The 24,273-nt window shown below is 69.5% G+C and carries 23 protein-coding genes; 9 read left to right on the forward strand and 14 right to left on the reverse strand.

Annotated elements, in window-relative coordinates:
* Window positions 1-42 precede the first annotated feature (42 nt).
* From CFB81_RS24170 to CFB81_RS24180, 3 genes are all read right to left on the reverse strand, one after another.
* Window positions 43-1,545 (reverse strand): aldehyde dehydrogenase family protein, encoded by a 1,503-nt coding sequence (locus CFB81_RS24170; protein WP_069619330.1) that lies wholly within the window; start codon window positions 1,543-1,545, stop codon window positions 43-45.
* 149 nt (window positions 1,546-1,694) lie between these two features.
* Window positions 1,695-2,423, reverse strand: coding sequence for a LuxR C-terminal-related transcriptional regulator (locus CFB81_RS24175; RefSeq protein WP_069619394.1), 729 nt, complete (start codon window positions 2,421-2,423; stop codon window positions 1,695-1,697).
* Window positions 2,424-2,586: 163 nt separating this feature from the next.
* The gene (locus tag CFB81_RS24180; protein ID WP_069619331.1) at window positions 2,587-3,465 is read right to left on the reverse strand and encodes a neutral zinc metallopeptidase; all 879 of its coding nucleotides are present in this window, start codon (window positions 3,463-3,465) and stop codon (window positions 2,587-2,589) included.
* A 430-nt stretch (window positions 3,466-3,895) separates the two neighbouring features.
* On the opposite strand from CFB81_RS24180, the gene CFB81_RS24185 reads away from it, so the two are divergent.
* From CFB81_RS24185 to CFB81_RS24205, 5 genes are all read left to right on the forward strand, one after another.
* Window positions 3,896-4,687, forward strand: coding sequence for an SDR family NAD(P)-dependent oxidoreductase (locus tag CFB81_RS24185; protein WP_089436782.1), 792 nt, complete (start codon window positions 3,896-3,898; stop codon window positions 4,685-4,687).
* Between the two features lie 99 nt (window positions 4,688-4,786).
* A complete protein-coding gene (locus CFB81_RS24190; RefSeq protein WP_089436783.1) occupies window positions 4,787-5,830 on the forward strand; it encodes a LysR family transcriptional regulator in 1,044 nt (347 codons plus the stop codon).
* A 99-nt stretch (window positions 5,831-5,929) separates the two neighbouring features.
* On the forward strand, window positions 5,930-6,613 hold the full coding sequence (locus CFB81_RS24195; RefSeq protein WP_089436784.1) for a DUF4286 family protein: 684 nt from the start codon (window positions 5,930-5,932) through the stop codon (window positions 6,611-6,613).
* Between the two features lie 69 nt (window positions 6,614-6,682).
* On the forward strand, window positions 6,683-7,990 hold the full coding sequence (locus CFB81_RS24200; RefSeq protein WP_089436785.1) for an MFS transporter: 1,308 nt from the start codon (window positions 6,683-6,685) through the stop codon (window positions 7,988-7,990).
* A 49-nt stretch (window positions 7,991-8,039) separates the two neighbouring features.
* A complete protein-coding gene (locus tag CFB81_RS24205; protein WP_089436786.1) occupies window positions 8,040-8,741 on the forward strand; it encodes a DUF2848 domain-containing protein in 702 nt (233 codons plus the stop codon).
* A gap of 414 nt (window positions 8,742-9,155) precedes the next feature.
* On the opposite strand, the gene CFB81_RS24210 is transcribed toward CFB81_RS24205, so the two are convergent.
* Window positions 9,156-10,547: an RtcB family protein gene (locus CFB81_RS24210; protein WP_089436787.1), complete on the reverse strand. Its 1,392-nt coding sequence runs from the start codon at window positions 10,545-10,547 to the stop codon at window positions 9,156-9,158.
* A 131-nt stretch (window positions 10,548-10,678) separates the two neighbouring features.
* Window positions 10,679-11,656, reverse strand: coding sequence for an NAD-dependent epimerase/dehydratase family protein (locus CFB81_RS24215; protein WP_089436788.1), 978 nt, complete (start codon window positions 11,654-11,656; stop codon window positions 10,679-10,681).
* Between the two features lie 99 nt (window positions 11,657-11,755).
* Between CFB81_RS24215 and CFB81_RS24220 the strand changes: the two genes are divergently transcribed.
* Entirely contained in the window at window positions 11,756-12,658 is a 903-nt protein-coding gene (locus CFB81_RS24220; RefSeq protein WP_089436789.1) for a LysR family transcriptional regulator, read from the forward strand.
* A gap of 31 nt (window positions 12,659-12,689) precedes the next feature.
* Here the strand turns inward: CFB81_RS24220 and CFB81_RS24225 are convergent, their stop codons facing one another.
* Window positions 12,690-13,010 (reverse strand): hypothetical protein, encoded by a 321-nt coding sequence (locus CFB81_RS24225; RefSeq protein ID WP_089436790.1) that lies wholly within the window; start codon window positions 13,008-13,010, stop codon window positions 12,690-12,692.
* 59 nt (window positions 13,011-13,069) lie between these two features.
* Window positions 13,070-13,942 carry a LysR family transcriptional regulator gene (locus CFB81_RS24230; protein WP_050017430.1) on the reverse strand — a complete coding sequence of 291 codons (873 nt, stop codon included), beginning with the start codon at window positions 13,940-13,942 and terminating at the stop codon, window positions 13,070-13,072.
* A gap of 147 nt (window positions 13,943-14,089) precedes the next feature.
* Here CFB81_RS24230 and CFB81_RS24235 point away from each other — a divergent pair, with 147 nt between their 5' ends.
* A complete protein-coding gene (locus tag CFB81_RS24235; RefSeq protein WP_089436791.1) occupies window positions 14,090-15,550 on the forward strand; it encodes an MFS transporter in 1,461 nt (486 codons plus the stop codon).
* Between the two features lie 90 nt (window positions 15,551-15,640).
* Here the strand turns inward: CFB81_RS24235 and CFB81_RS24240 are convergent, their stop codons facing one another.
* From CFB81_RS24240 to CFB81_RS24260, 5 genes are all read right to left on the reverse strand, one after another.
* Window positions 15,641-15,838: an oxidoreductase-like domain-containing protein gene (locus CFB81_RS24240; protein WP_089436792.1), complete on the reverse strand. Its 198-nt coding sequence runs from the start codon at window positions 15,836-15,838 to the stop codon at window positions 15,641-15,643.
* Window positions 15,839-15,966: 128 nt separating this feature from the next.
* Complete coding sequence (gene creD / locus CFB81_RS24245; protein ID WP_089436793.1) at window positions 15,967-17,355, reverse strand: cell envelope integrity protein CreD; 1,389 nt, start codon at window positions 17,353-17,355, stop codon at window positions 15,967-15,969.
* A gap of 105 nt (window positions 17,356-17,460) precedes the next feature.
* Window positions 17,461-18,921, reverse strand: coding sequence for a two-component system sensor histidine kinase CreC (gene creC / locus CFB81_RS24250; RefSeq protein ID WP_069619344.1), 1,461 nt, complete (start codon window positions 18,919-18,921; stop codon window positions 17,461-17,463).
* A 15-nt stretch (window positions 18,922-18,936) separates the two neighbouring features.
* A complete protein-coding gene (gene creB, locus CFB81_RS24255) occupies window positions 18,937-19,650 on the reverse strand; it encodes a two-component system response regulator CreB (protein ID WP_089436794.1) in 714 nt (237 codons plus the stop codon).
* Between the two features lie 89 nt (window positions 19,651-19,739).
* Entirely contained in the window at window positions 19,740-20,453 is a 714-nt protein-coding gene (locus CFB81_RS24260; protein WP_089436795.1) for an SDR family NAD(P)-dependent oxidoreductase, read from the reverse strand.
* A gap of 374 nt (window positions 20,454-20,827) precedes the next feature.
* Here CFB81_RS24260 and CFB81_RS24265 point away from each other — a divergent pair, with 374 nt between their 5' ends.
* Entirely contained in the window at window positions 20,828-21,505 is a 678-nt protein-coding gene (locus tag CFB81_RS24265; RefSeq protein WP_089436796.1) for a dihydrodipicolinate reductase C-terminal domain-containing protein, read from the forward strand.
* A gap of 102 nt (window positions 21,506-21,607) precedes the next feature.
* On the opposite strand, the gene CFB81_RS24270 is transcribed toward CFB81_RS24265, so the two are convergent.
* On the reverse strand, window positions 21,608-22,408 hold the full coding sequence (locus CFB81_RS24270; RefSeq protein ID WP_089436797.1) for an SDR family oxidoreductase: 801 nt from the start codon (window positions 22,406-22,408) through the stop codon (window positions 21,608-21,610).
* The gene (locus CFB81_RS24275) at window positions 22,405-23,238 is read right to left on the reverse strand and encodes a molybdenum cofactor biosynthesis F family protein (RefSeq protein WP_089436798.1); all 834 of its coding nucleotides are present in this window, start codon (window positions 23,236-23,238) and stop codon (window positions 22,405-22,407) included. Before CFB81_RS24275 ends, CFB81_RS24270 begins: the two co-directional genes overlap by 4 nt.
* Window positions 23,239-23,408: 170 nt before the next feature.
* Between CFB81_RS24275 and CFB81_RS24280 the strand changes: the two genes are divergently transcribed.
* The gene (locus CFB81_RS24280) at window positions 23,409-24,203 is read left to right on the forward strand and encodes an AraC family transcriptional regulator (protein WP_089436799.1); all 795 of its coding nucleotides are present in this window, start codon (window positions 23,409-23,411) and stop codon (window positions 24,201-24,203) included.
* Window positions 24,204-24,273: the final 70 nt, after the last annotated feature.

Here is a 24,273-nt window from a genome sequence, read left to right on the forward strand (position 1 = left end):
GTTTGGATCGGGTTCGTTCGGGTTCGAGCGTCGCGCCGTGCGTCAATGCGCGATGCAGACGGATTTGGTTTCGGTGAAGCCTTCGATCGCGTACTGGCCGAACTCGCGGCCGATGCCCGATTGCTTGTAGCCGCCGAACGGCATCGACGGATCGAGCGGGATATGGCAGTTCACCCACACGGTGCCGGCCTCGATCCGCGGCACGAGGTTCATCACGCGTGTCAGGTCGTTGCTCCAGATGCTCGCGGCAAGGCCGTACGGCGACGCGTTCGCGAGGCGCACCGCGTCGGCCGCGTCGTCGAACGGCACGACGACGATCACCGGGCCGAATACCTCGTCGCGCACGATCGCGCTGTCCGGGTGCGGATCGGCGATCACGGCCGGCTTCACGTAGTAGCCGGGCAGATCGTCGGCCGGCGTGCCGCCCGCGAGGAACGTGAGGCCCGCGCGGCGCGCGCCCTCGATGTGCTCGACCACCTTGTCGCGATGGTGCGCGGATACGAGCGGGTTGATCTGCGCGGTGGTATCGAGGCCTGCGCCGAGCTTCATCGACTGCGCGACGCCGGCGAGGCCATCCGCGAGCTGCGCGAACTTGCTGCGATGCACATAGATGCGCGAAGCGGCCGCGCACACCTGCCCCTGGTTGAAGAACGCGCCGGCGGCCACCCCGTCGAGCGCCTGCGCGACGTCGACGTCGTCGAGCATCACGATCGGGTTCTTGCCGCCGAGTTCCAGCGAGAAGCGCGTCATGTTCTGCACGGCGGCCGCGCCGACCAGCTTGCCGGTCGCGGTCGACCCCGTGAACGAGATCTTCGCGATCGACGGATGGCTCGCGAGCGCCGCGCCGCAGACGCGGCCGCCCGTCACCACGTTGAACACGCCGGGCGGCACGCCGGCTTCGCGGGCCAGTTCGGCCAAGCGCAGCGCCGTCAGCGGCGTTTCCGGCGACGGCTTCAGCACGATCGTGCAGCCGGCCGCGAGCGCCGGAATCAGCTTCCACACCGCGATCATCAGCGGGAAATTCCACGGCACGATCGCGGCGACCACGCCGACGGGCTCCTTGCGCGTATAGGCTGTATAGCGCGCGCCGGGCGGGAACGGGATCGACACGTCGAGCGTCTGGCCGGTGATCTTGGTCGCCCAGCCGGCCATGTAGCGCACGTATTCGACGCTCGCGCCGACTTCGATCGCGCGCGACACGTGAATCGACTTGCCCTGGTTCAGCGTTTCGAGCTGCGCGAGCGTTTCGGCGTCGGCTTCGATCAGGTCCGCGAGTTTCAGCAGGATGCGTTCGCGGTCGGCCGGCCGCAGCCCGCTCCAGACACGCGCGTCGAACGCGCGTTTCGCACTGGCGACCGCGCGGTCGACGTCTTGCGCGTCGGCGTCGGCGACGGTCGCGAGCCGCTCGCCCGTGGCGGGGTCGTACACGTCGAGCCGGGCAGCCGCGTGCGCGGGCTGCATGGCACCGTCGATGAAGAGGCCGAAGTCGCGCGCGACGAAGGTGCGCACGGTGTCGCTGACGGCGACGAAGTTCGTGTGGCTCATGGGCGTCTCGTTGATTGTCGTGGCTGGACCGCGGGCCGGTGAGGCACGCGGGCGTCGGACCACTGTATCGACGAGAATTCACGCCCGGTGAGCGCAAATTGGCAGCGCGTTATCGCAAGACGATCACGCGTCGTGCCGCACGATCCCGATTAGAGGAACAACGCCCCGACCAGCTCCGTGCGATTCGACACGCCGAGCTTGCGGTACATCCGCATCAGATGCGTCTTGATCGTCGGCGGTCCGAGCGCGAGATCGCGTGCGATCTCCTTGTTCGAGCGACCGTCGCGCACGAGCCGCGCGATCTGCTCCTCGCGGTAGGTCAGCCGTTCCTCGCAATCGATCCGGTGGATGCCGCGCCGTGCACGCAGCAGCGGGCTCAGTGCGGCTTCGGCGACCGGCTGCAGCCGCGCGAGTGCGTCGATCTCGCCGGGCGCGAAGCGTCGTGCGGTGCCGTTGCCGTTCGCGTCGCCCATGCCGAAGCGCAGCAGCGAGAACGCGCCGACCGTCCGGCCCGCGTCGCGCAGCCAGATCTCGACGACGTCGGCCACGTCGTGCCGCCGCAGAAAACGGGTCCAGTACGCGGACGCAGCGCGTCGTTCGTCGGGCAGTTGGGACGCGAGCGTGACGACCGCGCATTCGCCCGCCGCGCAGCGCGACGGATGCAGCGGATCGAGCGTCCGGTAGCGGGCGACATAGGTGCGGTGCATCGATTCCGGCATCCCGAACAGCTCGAAATCGGCCGGTTCGCCGCTCTGGTCGAGCCGGTAGAACACGATCGCCGACGGGCTCGCGAACGCGTCGAACGCGTCCACGCATGCGCGCAGCGTGCGTCGCCAATCGGCGGGAGCGCAGTCGGTGGGGGCGGACAAGGTAGGCATGGGAATCGGCTGGCGCGCGAATGCATCGAATCTCGACGTCCGGGCCAGCGTACCGACGCCGACAAGCGCCGGTGAGCACAAATCGGCAAATCGTCCCCGGGCCGGCCGTGGTGGCCGGTTCAACCGGGACGATACGGGCGCGCGAAGGGGCGCGCGCCCTGGTTCAGCGCGCGTTCGCGGCGAACGTGTCGCAGGCGCTCACCTCGCCCGATTCCATCCCGCGCCGCAGCCAGTACACGCGCTGCTCGCTCGTGCCGTGCGTGAAGCTTTCGGGCACGACGTAGCCCTGCCCTTGCTGCTGCAGCCGGTCGTCGCCGATCGCGGCTGCGGCCTTCAGCCCCTGCTCGAAATCGCCCGGCTCCATCAGCCGCTGGTTCGCGCGCTGCGCGTTGTTCGCCCACACGCCGGCAAAGCAGTCGGCCTGCAGCTCCATCCGTACCGACAGCGCATTCGCGCGCGCCTGGCTCGACCGCCGGCGCGCGGCGTCGACCTTGTCGGCGATGCCGAGCAGGTTCTGCACGTGATGGCCGACTTCGTGCGCGATCACGTAGGCCTGCGCAAAATCGCCACCCGCGCCGAAACGCCTGCGCAGTTCGTCGTAGAAGCCGAGATCGATGTACACGTTGCGGTCGCCCGGGCAGTAGAACGGCCCCATCGCGGTCTGGCCGGTGCCGCATGCGGTCGGCGTCGAGTTCGTGAACATCACGAGCTTCGGCGGTTGGTACTGCGCGTGCAGTTGCGTGTTGAACACGCCCGTCCACGTGCGTTCGATATTGCCGAGCACCTTGCGCGTGAACACCGCGCCGGGATCGTTCGCCGGCGCGCCCTGGTGCTGGGTCGGCGCGGGCTGCGCCTGCTGCTGCCTGCCCTGCAGCGCCGACGCGCCTTCGAGCACGACGCGCGGGTCGATCCCGAAGAAATACGATGCGGCCAGCGCGACCACGATCGTGCCGATGCCGATCGTCGCGCGCCCACCGCCGAACCCGCCGGCGCCGCGGCGATCCTCGACGTTCATGCTTTCTCTTTCGTCGTCCAGCCTCATTGCCGGCCCCTCCCTGTTCTTTTGTCGATGGTCCGGCCGCGCCAGCGCGCAACCGGGCGATACGCCGTGGCGACATGAGCCGTCGGCGGACGCGATACATGCGCATCGGACGCCGGCTCGCAGCGATGCCGCCTGCCGCGCGATTGCCGGCCGCATCCTTGCGGGCCGCACCATTCGTACGACGGAATCGGTTGATCAACACGCCGCGCGCCGTTGCGCGCCTGCTTACGCTATTTTGCCGGGCTTTCGTGGCTTATCGCAAAAATGTGGAGGATAGAGCGATTCGGCGGCGGACATCGTCAGCCTTTGCAAAATGGGCCACGGCCGCCGCGTTTGGCCGTCCGGAAGACCCCCATTCATCCTTTCGGCGGATACCGGCGCGCGCCGGCGCCGCCTAAAGTGGCCGGAACGCATCTTCCCGGAGAACGACATGACGCCCCCGCCACCCCGCACGATCGCGATTACCGGCGCAGGCACCGGCATCGGCGCCGCGTGCGCGCGCCGCTTCGCCCGCAGCGGCGACCGCGTCGTGCTGATCGGACGCCGTCAGGCGCCGCTCGACGCATTGGCTGCCGAAACGGGTGGCCTCGCGCTGGCCGGCGACGCCGCCAGCCCCGCCAACTGGGCCGGCTTCCTGCCGCGCATCGCCGAACGCTTCGGCCGCGTCGATGCGCTCGTCGCCTGCGCGGGCGGCCATGGCATCGGCCGCGCGGACGAAACCGACGACGCGCAGTGGCGTGACGCGATGCACGCGAACCTCGACACCGCATTCGTCAGCGCCCGCGCATGCCTGCCCGACCTGATCGCGCAGCGCGGCAATATCGTGCTGGTCGCGTCGATCGCGGCGCTCGCGGCAGGGCCCGGCGTATGCGGCTACACGGTCGGCAAGCACGCGCTGCTGGGGCTGGCGCGATCGCTCGCACGCGACTACGGCCCGCACGGCGTGCGCGCGAACGCCGTCTGCCCCGGCTGGGTCCGCACGCCGATGGCCGATGCGGAAATGGAACCGCTGATGGCCGCGCACGGCGATTCGCTCGACGATGCATACGCACGCGTCAGCGCCGACGTGCCGCTGCGGCGCGCGGCCGATCCCGACGAGATCGCGGCCGTCTGCGCGTTCCTGGCGTCGCCGGACGCCTCGTTCGTGACCGGCACGACGCTCGTCGCGGACGGCGGCGCGACGGTCGTCGACGTGCCCACGCTCGCGTTCGACCGGCTGTGACGCCACGAAAGGCGTCACGCGTGCCTGCCCGCTTCCGAATCCGTTAACATCGTCCCGATCCGCCGCGTGGCGCGGCACCGCCTTACCGTTCGAGATTCGATGAACATCCGGTTCCTGGAAACCTTCGTCTGGCTCGCGAAGCTGGAAAACTTCCGGCTCACGGCCGAGAAACTGCATACGACGCAGGCGGCCGTGTCGAGCCGCATCGCCTCGCTCGAGGAAGCGTTCGACGTGCGCCTGTTCGACCGCAACACGCGCTCGGCCACGCTCACGCCCGCGGGCCGGCGCATGCTGGCCTACGCGGAGCGGATCGTGCGGCTCGACGGCGAAATGCGGCGCGACATCGATGCGGCGAGCGACGCGGGCCTGATCCGGATCGGCGTGATCGAATCGATCGTGCACAGCTGGTTCCCCGCGCTGATGGCGCAACTGCGCGAACGCTATCCGCGCCTCGACGTCGAGATCACGAGCGACACGACGCTGCACCTGATCCGCCTGCTCAGCACCGATGGCGTCGACCTGATCCTGCAGACCGATCCGGTGCCGGGCCCGGACTTCACGAACCTGCCGCTGGGCGAATTCCCCGTGCGCTGGGCCGCGAGCCCGCGCCTCGGGCTCGGCGGCCAGCCGCTCGACGTCGCGCGCCTGGCCGGGTTTCCGATCATCAGCTTCTCGCGCCACTCGGCGCCGCACGCGACGATCGAGCGGCTGTTCGCGGCGGTCGAACGGCCGGCCAGCATCAACTGCATCACGTCGGTCGCCGCGATGATCCGCCTCGTCGCCGACGGGCTCGGCGTGGCTGCGCTGCCGCCTGCGATCATCGGGCGCGAACTGCATGAAGGCGCGCTCGAACTGCTCGACGTCGAACCGGAATTCCCGGCGCTGCCGCTCGTCGCGACGTACCGCAGCCAGGGGTTGCCGGTCGCCGCGCGCATCGCGGAACTCGCGAGCGAAGTGGCACGTGCGACGGCGGCTGCCGCGAATCTCGCGAAACCGGCTGCACCGGCCGCCTCCGATCGCGTCGACGCAACGCCCGCGCGCAGGGCAACCGGGACAAAGACGATTCCCCCGGCGGAAACGAAGCCGAAGCGCACGACGAAAGCCGCATCGCCTGCCGCAAAACGGCGCCCGCGCCGCTCATAAGAAAACCTGTTCACCGCGAATTTGTTTTCTTGTTGGACGGGCGCGGGCCGTCTTCGGGACACTGGGGTTCCTGACATCCCCGTCACGAGGAACCCCGCGATGACCCGCCTTTCCCTTCCGCACGGCCAGCTCTGCGTCTGGACGGATATCGACCCCGCGCACGAAGCCGATTTCAACGCGTGGTACGACCGCGAGCACATGCAGGAGCGTGTCGCGATTCCCGGCTTCACGCATGCACGGCGGTTTCGCGCGACCGATGGCGGTCCGCGCCGCTACCTCGCGCTGTATGTGACGGACGCGCTCGACGTGTTCCACGGCGACGCGTACCGGCGCGCATTCACGCAGCAGACCCCATGGTCGCTCGCGAATTTCGAACGCATGACGGGCACGCAGCGTCGCGTCGGCGAACTGACGATCGAGGCCGGCGACGGCGAAGGCGCGCATCTCGCGCTGTTCGTGCTGCCGCCGGATCGCATCGACGTGCCGCAACTGCGCGAGCGTTTCGACGAGGCGCTGCAAGCACCGGGCCTCCACGCCGCGCGGCTCTTTCGCACGTCACCGGATCTGTCCGCGCCGATCGGCGCATCGGCGGCCGCCCACCCGGCCGCCGATGCGCTGGTGCTGATCGAAGGCAGCGACGCAGCAGCCACTCGCCGCGTGGCCGCCACGCTCGCCGGGCACGACGACGTGCGCACCTTCGACCTGCTGTGGCGCGCCGCGTCACCGCTGCCCGCCCAGCGACGCGAAGCCGAACCGGCCGCCGCTGCCGCGCTGCCTGCCTGAACGTTCGACGCCGACGCCCACGCCGGCCCCGCGTTTCACCCCGTCACCCGTCACGACCCGCCCGATACCATGAGCACTCTCGCCCAGCCCGCCGCCCACGCGCCCCGCCGTGTCCGCAACAGCCGACTCGCGACCGCGAGCATGATCGGCACGTCGCTCGAGTGGTACGACTTCACGATCTACAACACGCTCGCCGCACTCGTTTTCAACCACCTGTTCTTCCCGTCGGTCGATCCGCTGGCCGGCACGATCCTCGCGTTCTCGACCTATGCGGTCGGCTACGTGTCGCGCCCGCTCGGCGGCTTCGTGTTCGGCAACCTCGGCGACCGCATCGGCCGCCGCGCGGTGCTGATGCTCACGCTCGTGCTGATGGGCGTGACGACCGCGCTGATGGGCGCGCTGCCGACCTATGCGCAGGCCGGCATCCTCAGCCCGATCCTGCTCGTCGCGCTGCGTTTCGTGCAGGGTGTCGCGCTCGGCGGCGAATGGGCCGGCGCGGTGCTGCTGTCGGTCGAGCACGGCGACCAGAAACGACGCGGGCTGTCCGCGTCGTGGACGCAGATCGGCCCGTCGTTCGGCACGTTGCTCGGCACCGGCTGCATCGCGCTCGTCACGCTGTCGACCACGCCCGACAACTTTCTGTCGTGGGGCTGGCGCGTGCCGTTCGCGGCCAGCGCGCTGCTCGTCGCGTTCGGCTTCTGGGTGCGGCGCGGCGTCGACGAAACGCCGCAGTTCGAGCAGCTCGCCGAATCGCACGCGACCGCCGAAGTGCCCGTCGCCGACGTGCTGAAGTACCACTGGAAGCGCCTGCTGATCGCGGGCGGCTCGCGAATCGGCTCGGACGTGCTGTATGCGCTGATCGTCGTGTTCACGCTGACCTACGTGACAACCGTGCTGCACCTGTCGCGCCCCGTCGCGCTGACGGCCGTGATGATCGGCACGGCGTGCAACGCGCTCTCGGTGCCGTTCTTCGGCGCGCTGTCGGACCGTTTCGGCCGCCGGCCCGTGTATCTCGTCGGCGCAATGGCCGGGATCGTGTGGGCATTCGTGTTTTTCACGCTGCTCGATTCGGCGCGCCCGGCGGCGATCGTCGCGGCCGTCGCGATCGGCCTCGTGATCCATGCGGTGATGTACGGCCCGCAGGGCGCATTCGTGACCGAACAGTTCCCGACGCGCGTGCGCTATGCCGGCTCGTCGCTCGCGTACACGCTCGCCGGCATCGTCGGCGGCGGCTTCGCGCCGCTCGTGATCGCCGCGCTGTTCCGGCAGACGGGCACGACGACCGCCGTGTCGCTGTACGTCACCGCCGCGCTCGTCGTCACGTCGATCGCACTCGTCGCCGCGCGCGAGACCGCGCACCGGCCGCTCGAGGATTGAGCGTCGCCACCAGCCGAATCGTTCCTTCGCACTTCAAACGGATATCTGCATGCCCACCCTGTCGTTCAACGTGATTTCCCTGCAACGCGCGCCGGCCGCCGTCGACGTCGACATCGAGCGCGTCGTGATCGCCGGCTGGGCCGGCCGCGACCCGGCCGCGATCCGCGCGCACATCGACGAACTCGCGGCGCTCGGCGTCGCGCCGCCATCGACCACGCCGTGCTTCTATCGCGTGTCGTCGGCACTGCTCACGCAGGCGCCTTCGATCGGCGTGCTCGGCGCGCGCTCGGGCGGCGAGATCGAATGCGTGCTGGTCGACAGCCCGGCCGGCACGCTGGTCACGGTCGGCTCCGATCACACCGATCGCGAAGTCGAGGCGTACGGCGTCGCCGTGTCGAAGCAGGTGTGCGCGAAGCCGCTCGGCCGCGACGCGTGGCGCCATGCGGATGTCGCCGATCACTGGGATGCGCTCGAGATGCGTTCGTGGCTGATTACGCGCGACGGCGAGCGGACGGCGTATCAACACGGCGCGGTCAGCGGCCTGCTCGCGCCCGACGCGCTGTGGCAACGGTTCGACGATCGCCGCGCGATGCCCGCGCGCTGCGCGATGTATGGCGGCACGGTCGCCGTGCACGGCACGATCGCGACGATGAGCAACGGCGATGCGTTCGAGATGGAGCTGCACGATCCGGTGCTCGGACGCAGTCTCACGCATCGCTACGCAGTCGAGGTGTTGCCGGTCGTGGCTTGACGGCGAACGAAAAACCCCACGGGACGCGGGCGCCACGGCTGTCGGTCGTGACGCCTGTTCCTACCGGTACGACTCGAAGCAGTGATAGTCCGGGAAGTTGAACTGCGAGTTGCCGCAGGACAGCACACCGGCCAGGTTGGTACACCCGCTCAACGTGAACATGATTGCTCCCGCAACCGACGCTTTCCAGCCGAAATGCAACATCTCGCCCCCGTTTCCCGTTGATCGACGTTGACGACATGATGCTCATCGGATGCGCGCGGGTATGTGGAAAATTGTTGCCCCGCGGGCGCTTCGATTCTGTCCGACGCTCCGGTGCCGGGCATGGCCCGACGCACCGGAAAGCGGTCGAGGTGCGTGGCTGCGCGTGGCGCAGAAAATGGCGGCGACGCAACGCGCACGCGCCGTCGCCCGTCACGCCTTGAACGTGATCCACGGTTTCAGCCGGACCGCGCTTCGGATCAGCCCGGCCTGCTCCTGCGAGTCGATCACCGGCCCGATCGGCTTGTAGGCCTCCGGCGCCTCCTCGATCCGGCGTTCGTCGCGCAACGTCACGCATCGCCACGTACCGGGCGCGTGCTCGGTACGCATCCTTCGCAACGCCTGACGGCGCACGCTCCGGCCCGCGCCGTGGCTGCATGACCACAGCCAGTCGGGATGGCCGAGCCCCGTCGCCAGAAACGACGCGTCGCCCATCGAGCCGGGAATCAGCGCGAAATCGCCATCGCGCGCGGGTGTCGCGCCCTTGCGGTGGACGTTCATGCCGTTCTCGCGCAGCACGACGTTGTGCGGCACGTCGACCACGAGCGCCGAACCGGTCGCGCCGGTCAGCTCGGCCAGCTCCTTGCGCACCATTTCCGCGAGAACGACGCGGTTCAGCCATGCATAGCGCGCGGCCGTGCCCATCGCGACGAGGTATTCGCGCGCCAGTTCGCCGGACAGACCGTACAGGCCGCTCTCCGGATGCCTGACGCCGGCCGGCCACGCGGCACGCGCGCGATCCATCCAGCGCCGCCCGACGTAGAAGCCGACATCGCGCGAGCCGCTGTGAATCATCACGACGACATCGTCCTTCGCGAGCCCGGCGCGGTACGCCGCATGCCGGTCGAACACCGCGTCGACGATCTGGAGTTCGACGAAATGGTTGCCCGAGCCCGGCGTGCCCAGGCTCGGGTCGCGAAACATGTCGCGCGAGCCGACATGCGCGTCCGGCGCATACTTCGCGCTGCCGTCGAACCCGGCGAGACCGATGCACGACGACAGTTCAGCGGCCAGCCGGTCGCGGTCGACCTGCTGCCACAGCCCCTGCCGCGCCACGCGGTCGATGAATGCCGCCGGGCCCGCGTCGAACAGCGCGCGAAATGCGTCGCCGCCGACCGGCACGTCCCGGCGATCCGCGAGAATCGTACGCGTGAGCCGCTCGACGAGCGCCGCTTCGAACGGCGCGAGGGCCGAGCGCTTGAGACCCGTCGTGACGAGGCGCATCCCGCAGTTGATGTCGGTGCCGATCGCGGCCGGAATCACGAACGCGTCGTCGGTCGCGACGATCGAGCCGACCGGCGCGACGCCGCCCGGATGGAAATCGGGCGTCGCGCACGCCTTGCAGACGCCGTGGCGGCCATCGGGCGACCGGACCGCGGCGAACGCGAGCAGCTGCTGCACGGCCTTCTCCTCGAGCGGGAGCGAATCGGGCAGCAGCACGGAAGCCTGCGACTGTTCATTGCGCAAATGGTAGATGCCGGCCTGATGGTCGACATGGATGCCTTGCCGCTGCAAGGCTTTTTTCAGACGAGGGAAAGTAGACATCGCTGCTGGAAATGAAAAAGGTACGACGCGACCTCCGGCATTCCGGCGGTCGTGGGTACCTTCCTGCAGCAGCGTCGAGGAAGGAAGCGCGGATCATAGCAGAGCCGCGCGACATCCGCGACGACCGTGGCTCACCCGAGACACCCGAGCCCCGCCAGCGTCGCCTCCACCGCCGTATCGAGCGGCGTCACCGGCTCGCGGCCGAGCACCGCGGTCACGCGCGCGTTGTCCATCCTGATCGGTTCGCGCCACAGGTAACGCATCTCGAGCAATTCGCGCAGCGTCGTGACGAACGGCGCGGCCGCCCACACGAGCCACCACGGGAAGTCGCGCAGCGTCGGCCGCATGCCGTGCCGCTGCGCGACGCGTTGCACGGCCTGCGCCATCTGCATGCCGTCTTCATCCCAATGCCCGCCCAGATGAAAACGCGCGAACGGCTCCAGCGTCTCGCGCCGCTCGATCAGCTCGACCATCGTGCGGGCCACGTCCGGCACGTACGACCATTGATGGCCGACGCCGCGGCTCGGCACGCTGATGGTCGCGACGGGCCGCCCCGGCTTGATCAGCCCTTGCGAGAACCAGCTGTTGCCGAGCTGCGGCCCGAAGAAATCGCCGGCCCGCACGACGATCGCCCGCACGCCGTGCACGCTTGCGTCCTGCAGCCGCCGCTCCAGTTCGACGCGGATCGCGCCCTTGCGGGTCGCCGGATGCTGCGGCGCATCTTCCCGCAGCACGGGAAACGCATCGGCGCCGAAGTTGTAGACCGTGCCCGGCAGCACGACGGTGGCCTGCGCGGCCCGGGCCGCCGCGATCGTGTTGTCGATCATCGGCAGCACCTGCGTGGCCCAGTTCCGGTATCCGGGCGGGTTCACCGCATGCACGATCACGCTGCAGCCGCGCGCGGCGCGCACCACCGCCTCGCGATCCAGCGCGTCGCCGCGCAACCATGCGATGCCGTCGCGCTCCACGCCCCCGGCGTCGAGCCCGCGCTTGAGCGCGCGCACCCGCCAGCCCGCATCGCGCAATTGCCGCGCGACTTCCCCGCCGATCCCGCCGCTCGCACCCAGCACGAGTGCCTGCCGTTGCGCCCCGCCTGCGTTTGCCAACATTGCCGCTCTCCTTGAATGACACCCTCACGACACGCATTCTGGCGCGCCGGTCGCTATCAAGGAATTGCCGAACCTAGCAGATCGGCTATACATTTATGCATGACCACCGATCTGAACTGGGAACGCTACCGCACCTTCCTCGCGGTGCTGACGGAAGGCTCGCTGTCCGGCGCGGCGCGCGCGCTCGGCATCACCCAGCCGACGGCCGGCCGCCATGTCGCGGCGCTCGAAGCCGCGTTCGGCCAGACGCTGTTCACGCGCTCGCCGTCGGGCCTGCTGCCGACCGAGGCCGCGCTCGCGCTGCGCGGCCATGCGGAGGCGCTGCGCAGCGCGGCGGCCGCGTTCGAGCGCGCGGCGGCCAGCCACGGCGCCGGCGTGCGCGGCATCGTGCGGATCTCGGCCAGCGACGTGATCGCCGTCGAGGTGCTGCCGCCGATGCTCGCGCAGTTACGGCGCGACCATCCGGGGCTCGTGATCGAACTGGTGCCGACGGACCGCATCCAGGACGTGCTGAAGCGTGAGGCCGACATCGCGGTCCGGATGGCGCCGCCCGCGCAGGACGCGCTCGTCGCGCGACGCGTCGGCGACATCGAGGTCGGGCTGTATGCGCGCGACGATTACCTGGCGCACCACGGCGCGCCCGCGACGAGCGACGCACTCGCGCATCACGCGCTGATCGGCTTCGATACGGTCACGCCGTTCATCCGCTCGGCGGGGCGTGGACTGCCGCTCTGGAAGCGCGATGCGTTCGCGCTGCGCACCGACAGCAATCTCGCGCAGCTCGCGATGATCCGCGCCGGCTACGGGATCGGCTTCTGCCAGACGGCGCTCGCGAAACGCGACGCGCGGCTCGTGCGCGTGCTGCCCGACGGGCCCGCGATGCGGCTGGAAACCTGGGTCGTGATGCACGAAGACCTGCGGACGAACCCGCGCTGCCGCGCCGTGTTCGATGCACTGGCCAACGGGCTGCGTGCGTATGCGGACGGCGAGGTCGCCGAGTAGAAAGCCGCGGGCACGAATAGCGCGGCCGCCGCTATTCGTAGATTTTGCCGGCGAACAGGATATCGGCGATGCGCCGCCAAGGATTGTCGGGCACGTCATAGAAGCGCAGCCCCTCTTCCGACGCCTCGGCCCAGTCGATCATCGCTTCCAGGTATTCGCCGATCGAACGATTTTCCCAGCCGAGCGCGGCGTGCGCGTATGGCGACAGCGGCGCGTCGGCCTCGAGCTGCCGCTCCGTGTGCCAGTCATGGCCGAGCACGCGCAGGAAGTGAATCAGCGAACGCTCGTCGACCACGCGTTCCAGTGCATCGTGCAGCTTCGCGGCCATCTCGCTCTTCAGCTCGTCGTTCATGTCCGTGGCCCCTGGCGCGCCTCTCGATGACGCGTCGCCGCGTGTCGCGCGGCATGGTTTTACATCAGCAGTTGACGCGACAGCACCTCGCGCGCCTGGGTGACGGTTTCGCGTTCGCCCGGCAGCGGCGGCGTCAGCGAAAACACCGCGTCGGGCAGCGGCGGCAGCCGGTATTTGGTGCCGAGCCGCATCAGGCCGTCACCGATCGCCGACGCGCACAGGCAGCCGACCCCAAGCCCCGCCGCGAGCATCGACTGCAACCCCGCGACGCCCGACGCGCTGTGCACGAGCACGTACGGCGTGTGCTGCTCGTCGAGCGAGCGCACCGCGACCTGATGCATCATGCAGTCGTCCGGCAGCAGCACCAGCGGCAGCGGCTCGGGCAACTGCTCGGCGAGCGCCGGCGACGCGACCCATGACAACGGTTCGCGACGCAGCACCCAGCGCGTGTCGGCCGACACCGGCCGGAACGGCCCGCTCGACATGTTCATCACCACGCCGAGATCGATCTGCCCGCGTGCGTGCGCCGCTTCGATCTCCGCGCTCTTCATCGCGCTCACGTGCAGGCTCAATTGCGGGTAGCACTCCCGCAGCCGCGCCAGCATGCCCGCCACTTCATTCGTGCGGTAGTAGTCGGTGATCGCGACGCGCAGCTCGCCCTTGATCGCCTGCCCGCGCAGCTCGTCGAACGCGGCCTCGTTCAGCGCGACAATGCGCCGCGCGTGCTGCAGCAGCCGCGAGCCGGCCGGCGTCGGCTCGACGCCGCGCTTGCTGCGCACGAACAACGGCACGCCGGCGCGCGATTCGAGCTTGCGCACCTGCTCGCTGACCGTCGACTGCGACAGGTGCAGGAGCGGCGCGGCGGCCGTCAGGCTGCCGGCGTCCGCGACCGCCGCGAAAGTGCGCAACTGATCCAGGTCGAAACCGCGCATCGCCATCCTCCATCCATCGAATAACCCGATGGATGCTACCACTCTTTCCCGCTTTTCCGAATCATGGGCGATACCCAGAATAAGAGGTCAACGGCCGGATTGCGTCGATTGCCTATCCGGCCCTCATTCTTTGGATCCGCTTTCATCATGACGAACAACACCCTCGCTCCCTGCGCGCCGGCCGGCACGACTGCCGCGGCGACGCCGCGCGGCCACCACGGCTGGGCGCTCGTGGTCCTGCTGGTCGGCGCCATTCTGCCGCCGCTCGACTACTTCATCGTGAATCTCGCGCTCCCGGCCATTCGCGACGGCATTGGCGCGCGCCAGGCCGAGTTGCAGCTCGTCGTGTCCGCCTATGCGTGTGCGAACGCGGTCGTCCAGATCACCGGGGGGCGGCTCGGTGACCTGTACGGACGCAAGCGCATGTTCATGGTCGGCATGGCCGGCTTCGTGCTCGCGTCGACGCTGTGCGGGCTCGCCGGCAACGGCACGGTGCTCGTCGGCGGCCGCGTGCTGCAGGGCCTGTTCGCCGCGATCCTCGCGCCGCAGGTGCTCGCGACGATCCGCAGCGTGTTCAGCCCGCAGGAACAGGTGCGCGTGATGGGTTTCTACGGGTTCGCGTTCGGCCTCGCGGCCGTGATCGGCCAGCTCGGCGGCGGCGCGCTGATCAGCCTGCATCCGTTCGGGCTCGGCTGGCGCGCGATCTTTCTCGTCAATCTGCCGATCGGCATCCTGGCGCTGATCGGCAGCTGGCGCTTCATCCCGGAAAACCGCGCGCCGCGCGGCCAGCGCATCGACGTGCCGGGCACGGTGCTGATGTCGCTGTTCCTGCTGATGATCGTGTACCCGCTCACGCACGGTCGGGAAGCCGGCTGGCCGCTGTGGATGATCGCGTGCGGCATCGGGGCGCTGCCGATGCTCGGCGCGCTGCTGGCGGTCGAAGCGCGCCGGCTCGCGCGCGGCCACGATCCGTTGCTCGACGTGCGGCTGTTCCGCAACCCGGTCGTCGCGCTCGGGCTTCTGCTCGCGTTCCTATTCTACATGCTCAGCGCGTTCTTCCTGAGCTACGGGATCTATCTGCAGGGCTGCCTGAACTGGTCGCCGCTCGCGTCCGGGTTCGCGATCCTGCCGCTCGGGCTCGGCTTCCTCGCGAGCCCGCTGCTGACGACGCGCCTCGTCGCCCGCTTCGGCGGATATCGCGTGCTCACGCTCGGCTTCGCGATGCTCGCGGCCGGTGTCGCGATCGCCGCCGCGCTCGCCCGCGACGGCGCGCCGGGGCCCGGCTTCTATGCGGGCATCGCGGCGATCGGCATCGGGCAAGGGCTCGTGCTGCCGTCGGTCGTGCGGATCGTGCTCGCGGAAGTCGATGCGGCGCGCGCGGGGGTCGCGTCGGGGATGGTCAGCGCGATGCTGCAGATCGGCGCGGCGGTCGGCGCCGCGACGATCGGCGGCGTGTTCTTCGCGCGGCTCGGCGTCCATCCGGCCGCACTCGATTACGTGCAGGGGTTCAGGACGTCGATGTTCACGCTGACGATCGTGTTGCTGGGCTGCATTGCATTGTCGATGGCGCTCGGGCCGCTGCATCGGCGGCTGCATGCGGATGCGTGACGCCTGGTGCGCGACGGGATTGGCCTCGTCAGTCCAACGCCGGCAACAGACGCGGCGCATGCAACGCATGGCCGCTCGCCGGCGTCCGGTTTATTTGCGATGCTCGCGCTCTGCCTGCCGCGCCTCCCATTCGGCCAGTTCGACGCGATAGCGCGCGAGCGCTTCGTCGTACAGGTCGAAGACGCACGGCGAGCAGCCGCTGTTGCAGCAGTCTTCCAGTTCGGGTTGGATGGGCGGGGTCGGACGGGGATCGTCGATGGACGGAACTCCGGAAGCTTGGTTCGGCACGGCGTGGTCCGGTAATGTGGAGCGGTCAGTATAGGGCGATCCGGGCCGCCGCCGCGTTCGGCAAGCCGGGCGGGCGACGACGAACGCGTCCCTCACTGCGCGATCGCCGATCCCACCCGCTCGCTCGCCTACTTCGCCGACGCGCCCGGCTTCACCGCCGCCGGCTTGTCGGCCAGCGGCTGCCACGCGGCGCCGAGCGAATACCAGTCGACGCGGCGCGTGAGCATCATGATGCCGGCGAGAATCGCGAACAGCAGCAGCGAACCGAGCATCAGCGCATTGTCTTCCGACAGCAGGAGCCCGTAGAGCGCCCCGTACAGCATCGCGAGCAGCGTCGTGAACGTCGCGCCGCGCTTCACGCTGTGCAGCACGAACGACAGGTAGAAGCCGAGCAGCCCGATGCATGCGCCGCTCGCCGCGAGATACGCATAGCCGAACGCGATGTGCTCGGACAGGCTCAACAGCAGCAGGAAGAACAGCGCGAGCGACAGGCCGACCAGCGTGTACTGGATCGGGTGAATGCGCAGCCGCTTCACGAGCTCGTACATGAAGAAGCTCGCGAACGTGAGCATCACGAACAACGCGCCGTATTTCGTCGCGCGCTCGGCCTGCAGATAAACGTTCACGGGCTCGATCACCGACACCGACGCCATCTCGATCTCGCCGTCGCCGGCGCCGGCCGCCACTTGCTCGCGCGCCTTCGTGTTGAACGACGTCACGTGCCAGTTGCTGACGAAGCCGCGCGCGTCGATCGTGCGATCGGCCGGCAGGAATTCGCCGCCGAAGCTCGGATGCGGCCACGTCGATTTCAGCGAGAAGTCGTTCTGGTCGCCCACCGGCGCGAACGCGACCGATTCGGCGCCCGCCAGTGGCAGGCCGATGCTGAATGGCACGACCGCCGCGCCTGCGTTTGCGTCCGCCAGCGCCGCGAGATCGACGTTCGCATGCACGCCCTGGCGCAGGCTCTCGAGCCGCGTGCCCTGCTCCACGTCGATCCGCTTGCCGCCGATGCGCAGGTCGGGCTGCGCCTTCAACCCGCGAAGGTCGCCGATGCCGAGTGCGACATACGCGCCGTCGATCTTGAAGCTCACGTGGCCGTCGGCCTGCGGCAGCTTCTTCAGGTCCGGCAGCGGCAGCGTGCCCGTCATCCGGCTGTCGAGCCCGTACACGAGCGCCTTGTGGATGCCGCGATAGCGCACGCTGACCGACAGCGTGCCGTCCACGTTCAGCGTCTTCGGAAACACGAGCAGCCGTTTCGTCTCGCTTTTCAGGCTGGTTTTCGCCTTGCCGCCAGCGCGCACGTCGTCGCTGACGCGCGTGACTTCCGTGTAACGGACGACGAGCACCGGCCCCGTCACCGTCTGCGGGCCCGCGTAGCTCGCCCAGATGCTCTGGAGCGCGCTCTGCCGATAGTCGGCGCGTTCCCGCACGATGCTCTGGACCATCTGCAGCGGGATCAGGATCGCGAGCGCCAGGAGCGCGGTGATCATGGACTTGAACAACAGGACTCGATTCATTGCTGACAGGTACCGGAGTGGAAGGTACGGTCAGCATGAGCGGCCCCGGTGAAGGGCGATTGAAGCCGGCGTGAAGCGAATGTGTGGCGAGCGTGAAGCGCGCGGTCAGCCCGCCGACGGCAGCGTGAGCGTCGCGCACGCGCCGCCTTCCGCGCGGTTCGCGAGCGCGACCCGGCCGTGGTGCAGCATCGCGACTTCACGGACGAAACACAGCCCGAGGCCCGTGCTGCGATCCTGCCCGTCGGGACGCGGCAGCGAATAGAAGCGTTCGAACACGCGCGACAGCGCATAGTCGGGCACGCCGGGGCCGTCGTCGGCGACGCGCACCACGGCGACGTGCGCCCTGCCCGCCGGCTGCCGCTCGAGCGCGATCCGGATCGTGCTGCCCTGCGGCGCGAAATCCAGCGCGTTGTCGAGCAGGTTGCCGAGCGCCTGCCGCAGCAGGAACGGATCGCCGTCGACGACCGGCGCATCGGCCCCGTCAGCCGCATCGTTCGCTTCGATCCGCAGGCTCACGCCGCGCTGCCGCGCGCGCGGCTCGATATCGTCGACGAGCTGTTCGAGCACCGGCCGCAGCGCGACCGGCTCGTGCACCGACAGCCGCTGCTTCTGCTCGACCTCGGCCAGCGCGAGCAGCTTGCGGATCATCTGTTCGAGGCGGCCGGCCTGGCGGCGGATGTTCTCGGTGAAACGCCGGCGGTTCGCGACCGGCATGTCTTCCTGCAACAGCTCGGCCGCGCCGCTGATCGCGGCCAGCGGGCTCTTCATCTCGTGCGTGAGCGTGTGGATGTAGGTTTCGACGTACTGCCGGTCTTCCAGCCGCTGATGCATGCTTTCCACCGCGCGCCCGAGTTCGGCCAGCTCGTTCGCGCCCTGCAGCGGCATCGACGCGCGCTCGCCGGCCGCGATCGCGCGCGCATAGCGCTGCAGGCGCCGCAGCCCGAGCACCAGCCACCACGTGCACGCGGCGCCGATCAGGATCGCGCCGCCCATCAGCAACGCGCCGTACAGCATGATCTTGCGCTGGCTGCGCGCGATGAACGGCGCGACCGTCTGGTTCGGCTTCGCGATCGTCAGCACGCCGATGATCTCGTTGCCGCGCCGGATCGGCGCCGCCACGTGCATCACGGTGCTGCTGTCGTCGTTCGGATCGCTGCGCGTGCTGCGCGCGCCGTATTCGCCGCGCAGCGTCCGGTACACGTCGTTCCAGCGCGAATAGTCCTGCCCGACCGCGCTGCCGGACGAGTCGTAGCGGACGATGCCGTGCGCGTCGGTGATGTAGAGACGGTAGCCGATCGCGTTCTTCTGAATGCCCCACACGTTCGCGCTGACCGGGCGCTCGTGCAGTTTCCCGAGCTGCCGCGCGAACGCGCCGTCGGCGATATGGCCGGTCGCCATGTCGTCGGCCGCCAGCGTCGCCAGCACCTGCGCGGTATCGACGAGCGTGTCCTCCATCGCTTCGCGCACGCCGGGCTTCACTTCCTGCACGAACACGCGCAGCGTGATCAGCGCGGCCAGGCCGACGATCAGGAAAAATCCGAAGAAGATGCGCAGGCCGATATGCATGGGCGGTGTCGATCGTTACGGTTGCAGCGAATAACCCATCCCGCGATGCGTGCGGATCGGGTCGCGCTCGGGATCGATCGCGCGCAGCTTGGCGCGCAGCGTCTTGATGTGCGTGTCGACCGTGCGGTCGGCCGAATCGAGCGCCTCGTGCCACACGAGATCCATCAATTGTTCGCGCGAGTAGATGCGGCCCGGATGCCGGACCAGCAACGCAAGCAGCCCGAATTCGTAGCGCGTGAGGTCCAGCGCGTGGCCGAGCCACGCCACGCGCGCGCCGTCGGCATCGAGCGTGAAGCCGGCGGCGACCGGTGCAGGCGCGTCGGCCGGCACGGGCGCGGGCGCCGGCTCCGGTGTGGCCACCCGGCGGAAGCGGCGCAGGATCACGCGCACCCGTGCAGCCAGCTCGCGCGGCGAAAACGGCTTGACGACGTAATCGTCGGCACCGATCTCGAGCCCGACGATCCGGTCGATCTCGTCGTGCCGCGCGGTCAGGAAAATCACCGGAACATCGGTGAACGTGCGCAGCCGCCGGCATACCTCGAAGCCGCTGAGGTCCGGCAGGCCGACGTCGAGCACCACGAGATCGACACGCGTGTCGCGCAGGCGGTCGAGCGCCGCCTGCCCGAGCGTGCAGTGAACGGTCTGCATGCCGTCGGTGCCGAGGGCATAGACGATCGTGTCCGCGATCGCCTGTTCGTCTTCGACGATCAGGATGGTGGGCTGAGTCATGGTGTCGGGTTCGGTCTCGGGTCCGGGTCGCGCAATCCGGTGCGACATTGTACGCACGGCCGGACCTGGCGAGCCCTCCCCCGGGCGCACTACGCGACGCGGCCGCTCACCGGAATCGACGCACCGGTGATCGCCTGCGCGTCGGCCGACAGCAGGAATCCGATCGTCGCCGCGAGCTGTTCGGGGCGGACCCAGCGCGAGAAATCGGCGTCCGGCATGTCCTTGCGGTTCGGCGGCGTGTCGATGATGCTCGGCAGCAGCGCGTTCACGGTCACGCCGCGATCGAGCAGTTCCGCCGCCAGCGCCTCGGTGAGCCGCGCGACACCCGCCTTCGCGGCAGCATACGCGCCCATCCCCGCGCCGGCCTTGAACGCCGCGCCCGCACCGATGTTGACGATGCGACCGGCCTGGCTCGCCACCAGGTACGGCAGCGCGGCCTTCGACGCGTTCAGCGCCGTCCTCACGTTCAGTTCGTACATGCGGTCCCACGTGGCGGCATCGCCGTCGGCGATCGTCTGCCACACGAATGCGCCGGCGATGTTCAGCAGCGCGTCGACCCGGCCGAATTCGCGGTTCACCGTGTCGAGCGCCTGTACGGCGGCCTGCGGATCGACGAGGTCGATGCCGCCGATGCGCAGCGCATCGGCCGGCACGCCGTGCAGCGCCTGCGCCGCCGGCGCCGCGCCGCGGCCGATCAGCGCGACGCGTGCGCCGCGCTCGCCGAGCCACGCGGCCGTCGCGACGCCCAGATGACCGAAGCCGCCGGTAATCGCGACTGCCTTGCCTTTCAGGTCGTGTTCCATCGATGTGTTCTCCTGGATCGAGGGTAATGGGGATGAAATGCCGACAGCGTAGCGCCGTTCACGCGTTCGTGCGCACGGGATGAGGGTGCGGTCGCGCGGTTCGTCCGTCGGTGGACCGTGGCTGGCCGGGAGGGAAATCGGCGAAAGGTCGACGGGAGGCTGGCGGCGACTCGTCGGCGGCATCGCGAAACAGATCGCGGCCCATACGTCGCGAGACGGTGCGATGCCTGCGCGGATCGACGAGCACGCAGTCGGACGGCCGGGCATAATGCGCGATGTCCGGCACTCATGGCCCGCGACAACGCAGCCGGGCTGGCCCGCCGACGGCCCGCGCCACCGCCGACTCGCATCCCGAACCTCAACCCGTCCATCCCATGCAAGTACTCGTCATCGGAACCGGCAAGCTCGCCAACGAGTTGCTCGGCTCGCACAAGCTCGATCCGGCCATCTGTCGCGTGATGCCGTGGTCGGACAGCACGCGAACCGACGCCCGGTCGATCGTCGTCCACGCCGGTTCCGGCCGCGAACTCGCCGCGGCGATCGCGTTCTGCCAGGCCACCGCGTCCCCGCTCGTCGAGTTGTCGACCGGCTCCGACCTCGAAACCGGAACGTACGGCTTTCCGGTCGTGCTGTGTCCGAACACGAACATCCTGATGCTCAAGTTCATGAGCATGCTGGAAACCAGCGGCCACCTGTTCCGCGACTGCGAGATCAGCGTGACCGAGTCGCATCAGGCCGGCAAGACGTCCGTCCCCGGCACGGCCGTCGGCATCGCCCAGTCGCTCGGCGTGCGACCGGAAGCCATCCGCTCCGTTCGCGACCCGGCCGTTCAGCACAGCGAATTCGGCATCCCGGCCGATCAGCTCGGCCGCCATGCGGTTCATCGGATACGCATCGACGACGGCGCCTGCAGCCTGCAGTTCGAATCGCGCGTATCCGGCGATACGCCCTATGCGGATGGCGTATCGCGGATCGTCGAGGCCGTGCGGCAGCACGATCTCGAGCCTCGTCGCTATTCGATCGTCGAATTCATCCGCAACGGCTGGCTGTAGTCACGGCGGCGGCGTGCGGCACGGCCCCATGGCGCGGGCCGCCAGCAGATGACTGCACGGCTCGCCGCGGCCGCCGCCCTCGCTGGCTCGCCGCTACCCTTCTCACAGCACCGCCCCGCTCTCCGGCAACGTCGCCCCGCCGTCGACGACGATCGTCTGCCCGGTGATGTATGCCGCGTCGGCCGACGCGAGAAACAGCATCGCGTTCGCGATGTCGTCCGGCTCGCCCAGCCGCGCCAGCGGAATGTCGTGCGCGATCTGCGCCGCGACCGACGCGTCGCCGAGATTGCCGGCCGCCGGCGTGCGGATCATCCCCGGTTCGACGCCATTGACCGTCACGTTGCGGCGCGCCAGCTCCAGCGCCGCCGCCCGAATGAAGCCGTTCACGCCGGCCTTCGACGCCGCGTAATGCGCAAGCCCCGGATAGGCGACGCGCGGCCCCGTCACCGACGACGTGACGAGCAGCCGCCCGGCCCCCGCGCGCTCGAATGCCGGCAACGCGGCCTGCGCAAGCCAGAACAACGCCGACAGGTTGACCGACAGCGTCCGGTCGAGCGTCGGCTCGTCGATCTGCGCGAATGGCGTCAACGGAAAATACGCGGCATTGTGGATGACGACATCGAGCCGGCCGCCGTCGCGCTCGACCGCCACGACGAGCGCATCGAGTTCGGCCCGGCTCGCGGCATCGACCCGGTACGCGCGTGCGTCGCCGCCCGCGCGGGCCAGCGCGTCGGCCTGCGCGGCTGCCGCATCGCCGTTCAGGTCGGCAACTGCGACGAACGCATCGGATTCCGCGAAACGGCGCGCGATCGCCGCGCCGATCCCTTGCGCGGCGCCCGTGACGAGCACGACACGGCCGCCGAAATCCGCACGCAAGCAGCCGCTGCCGAGCACGGCACTCATCGCTGCGCCTCGTCGCCGAGCGGATGCACGGTTTCGTTCAGCACCTGCGCGTACGCACCGATCTGGAAATTCGACAACGGGCCGAAATCGCTGCCCTGATAGCCGAAGATCTTGCCGTCGGTCTTGCGCTGCGCAAAGTCGATCAGCACGACGCCGAGCGTCGGCACCACCTTCTCACGCCACACGAACAAGTAAAGCTCGTCCGCAATCCTGAAGTAATGACAGCGGTCGACATCGGCCAGCCCGCCTTCGACGCCCTGCAGGCACTGCCACGCGTAGAAATTCTCGTTCAGGTAGATGTGCTCGTAGCATTCGGTGGGGCTGTAGCGGTACATCGTCCGCTTGCCGATCAGCTCGCGCGTCGGCGCGTGCAGCGGCCCCGGCCGGGCGTGGCCGCCGAGCGTACCGTGTCGGAATTGCGCATCGACCGCCGTCAGCGGCAGCCCGTGCGTGACGCGCGTGAACGCATCGATGCGTGTGTCGGCTTCCGTCGGCAGCGTACCGACGACCGACGTCCACACGCCGGTGTCGAGATCGATCACCAGGCTCACCGACGTCGCCCGAGCGGTGGCATCGATGTAGTCGACGAAGTACAGCCCGTCGCGCAGCCGCGTCACGCGGCACGCCGCGCGGCCATCCGTACCGGTCGCCGCATCGCGCCACTGCAGCGCGCCCGGCTCGAACGTATAGACCCGCCACGCGCCCGATGCGTCGCCGAGCGTCAGCGTCCGCCCGACGAGTGCGTCGACGGGGGCGAGGACGTTCGCGTCCGGCGCGAAGCCGTCCGCCAGCGCGCCCACCTGAATGAATACCGGATTCTGTCGTTCCACCTGCCCTCTCCCGCGCAGCTTCAGGCCCGGCGGGCCGTGTACGCTGCTCATGCGCACATGGTGCGGGTTGTGCGCGCCGCGCGGTATCCGCCAAACGGATGAAGGGCGCGCGGCGCCGGAACGCGCTAAAGTGCACGTGATCCGCGCCGCCACCGGCGCGAGGAGCGCACATGCACCGTGTCACCCACTACCGACGCACCGGCGAAGGCATCGAGGCGATCACCCTCGAATCCGATCGCGCGTTTCCGCGCCACGCGCACGACGAATTCGGGGTCGGCGTGATCGTCAGCGGTGCGCATCGGTCGTGGAGCGGCCGGGGGCAGGTCGACGCACTGGCCGGCGACACGATCATGGTCAACCCGGGCGAGATGCACGACGGCTCGCCGCTCGAAGCCGGCACCGGCCGGCGCTGGCGGATGCTGTACCTTGCCCCCGCGCTGGTCGCGGGCGTCGCGGCGGAAGAAGGCGTCGGCAGCGTCGAGCTCGCGCATCCGGCCGTGCGCGACGCGTGGCTCGCGGCCGCCGTCGGCCAGCTGCATGCGCGCATCGTCGCGGGCGAAACCCAGCCGCTGGCCCGCGACGAAGCGCTCGTGATGCTCGTCGCCGGTTTGCTCGCCCGGCACGCAAACCGCACGCTGCCGGCGGCCGGCGTCGCACCGGCGGTCCGCGTCGCCCGCGAGCGGCTCGACGCGGCGCCGGCCGCACCCGTGTCGCTCGCCGAACTGGCCGACCTGAGCGGCGTCAGCCGCTTCCAGTTGCTGCGCGGCTTCGCGCGCGAGCTCGGCATCACGCCGCATGCCTATCTGGTTCAGTCGCGCACGCGGCTGGCGCGCGCGTTGCTGGCCGGCGGCCTGCCGATCGCCGATGCCGCGGCTGAAGCCGGCTTCGCCGATCAGAGCCACCTGACGCGCGCGTTCGCGCGCCAGTTCGGGATCACGCCGGGGCGGTTCACGCAGGCGGGTTAAGCCGCGCCCCATTGCGTCCTGGCATGTCGACGGCGCACCGTATTCAACGCCCCCGCCGCTGCAATTTCGT

The sequence above is a fragment of the Burkholderia sp. AU28863 genome, assembly GCF_002223195.1.
GTDB classification, from domain to species: Bacteria; Pseudomonadota; Gammaproteobacteria; order Burkholderiales; family Burkholderiaceae; genus Burkholderia; species Burkholderia sola.

What these genes read in the sequence shown, in the direction of transcription:
- CFB81_RS24210 (WP_089436787.1), bottom strand. Translation starts at nt 10,547, where the DNA reads ATGTCTACTTTCCCTCGTCTGAAAAAAGCCTTGCAGCGGCAAGGCATC.
- CFB81_RS24220 (WP_089436789.1), top strand. Translation starts at nt 11,756, where the DNA reads ATGACCACCGATCTGAACTGGGAACGCTACCGCACCTTCCTCGCGGTG.
- CFB81_RS24205 (WP_089436786.1), top strand. Translation starts at nt 8,040, where the DNA reads ATGCCCACCCTGTCGTTCAACGTGATTTCCCTGCAACGCGCGCCGGCC.
- CFB81_RS24200 (WP_089436785.1), top strand. Translation starts at nt 6,683, where the DNA reads ATGAGCACTCTCGCCCAGCCCGCCGCCCACGCGCCCCGCCGTGTCCGC.
- CFB81_RS24185 (WP_089436782.1), top strand. Translation starts at nt 3,896, where the DNA reads ATGACGCCCCCGCCACCCCGCACGATCGCGATTACCGGCGCAGGCACC.
- CFB81_RS24180 (WP_069619331.1), bottom strand. Translation starts at nt 3,465, where the DNA reads ATGAGGCTGGACGACGAAAGAGAAAGCATGAACGTCGAGGATCGCCGC.
- CFB81_RS24235 (WP_089436791.1), top strand. Translation starts at nt 14,090, where the DNA reads ATGACGAACAACACCCTCGCTCCCTGCGCGCCGGCCGGCACGACTGCC.
- CFB81_RS24260 (WP_089436795.1), bottom strand. Translation starts at nt 20,453, where the DNA reads ATGGAACACGACCTGAAAGGCAAGGCAGTCGCGATTACCGGCGGCTTC.
- CFB81_RS24170 (WP_069619330.1), bottom strand. Translation starts at nt 1,545, where the DNA reads ATGAGCCACACGAACTTCGTCGCCGTCAGCGACACCGTGCGCACCTTC.
- CFB81_RS24225 (WP_089436790.1), bottom strand. Translation starts at nt 13,010, where the DNA reads ATGAACGACGAGCTGAAGAGCGAGATGGCCGCGAAGCTGCACGATGCA.
- creD (WP_089436793.1), bottom strand. Translation starts at nt 17,355, where the DNA reads ATGAATCGAGTCCTGTTGTTCAAGTCCATGATCACCGCGCTCCTGGCG.
- creB (WP_089436794.1), bottom strand. Translation starts at nt 19,650, where the DNA reads ATGACTCAGCCCACCATCCTGATCGTCGAAGACGAACAGGCGATCGCG.
- CFB81_RS24270 (WP_089436797.1), bottom strand. Translation starts at nt 22,408, where the DNA reads ATGAGTGCCGTGCTCGGCAGCGGCTGCTTGCGTGCGGATTTCGGCGGC.
- CFB81_RS24230 (WP_050017430.1), bottom strand. Translation starts at nt 13,942, where the DNA reads ATGCGCGGTTTCGACCTGGATCAGTTGCGCACTTTCGCGGCGGTCGCG.
- creC (WP_069619344.1), bottom strand. Translation starts at nt 18,921, where the DNA reads ATGCATATCGGCCTGCGCATCTTCTTCGGATTTTTCCTGATCGTCGGC.
- CFB81_RS24265 (WP_089436796.1), top strand. Translation starts at nt 20,828, where the DNA reads ATGCAAGTACTCGTCATCGGAACCGGCAAGCTCGCCAACGAGTTGCTC.
- CFB81_RS24215 (WP_089436788.1), bottom strand. Translation starts at nt 11,656, where the DNA reads ATGTTGGCAAACGCAGGCGGGGCGCAACGGCAGGCACTCGTGCTGGGT.
- CFB81_RS24195 (WP_089436784.1), top strand. Translation starts at nt 5,930, where the DNA reads ATGACCCGCCTTTCCCTTCCGCACGGCCAGCTCTGCGTCTGGACGGAT.
- CFB81_RS24190 (WP_089436783.1), top strand. Translation starts at nt 4,787, where the DNA reads ATGAACATCCGGTTCCTGGAAACCTTCGTCTGGCTCGCGAAGCTGGAA.
- CFB81_RS24175 (WP_069619394.1), bottom strand. Translation starts at nt 2,423, where the DNA reads ATGCCTACCTTGTCCGCCCCCACCGACTGCGCTCCCGCCGATTGGCGA.
- CFB81_RS24280 (WP_089436799.1), top strand. Translation starts at nt 23,409, where the DNA reads ATGCACCGTGTCACCCACTACCGACGCACCGGCGAAGGCATCGAGGCG.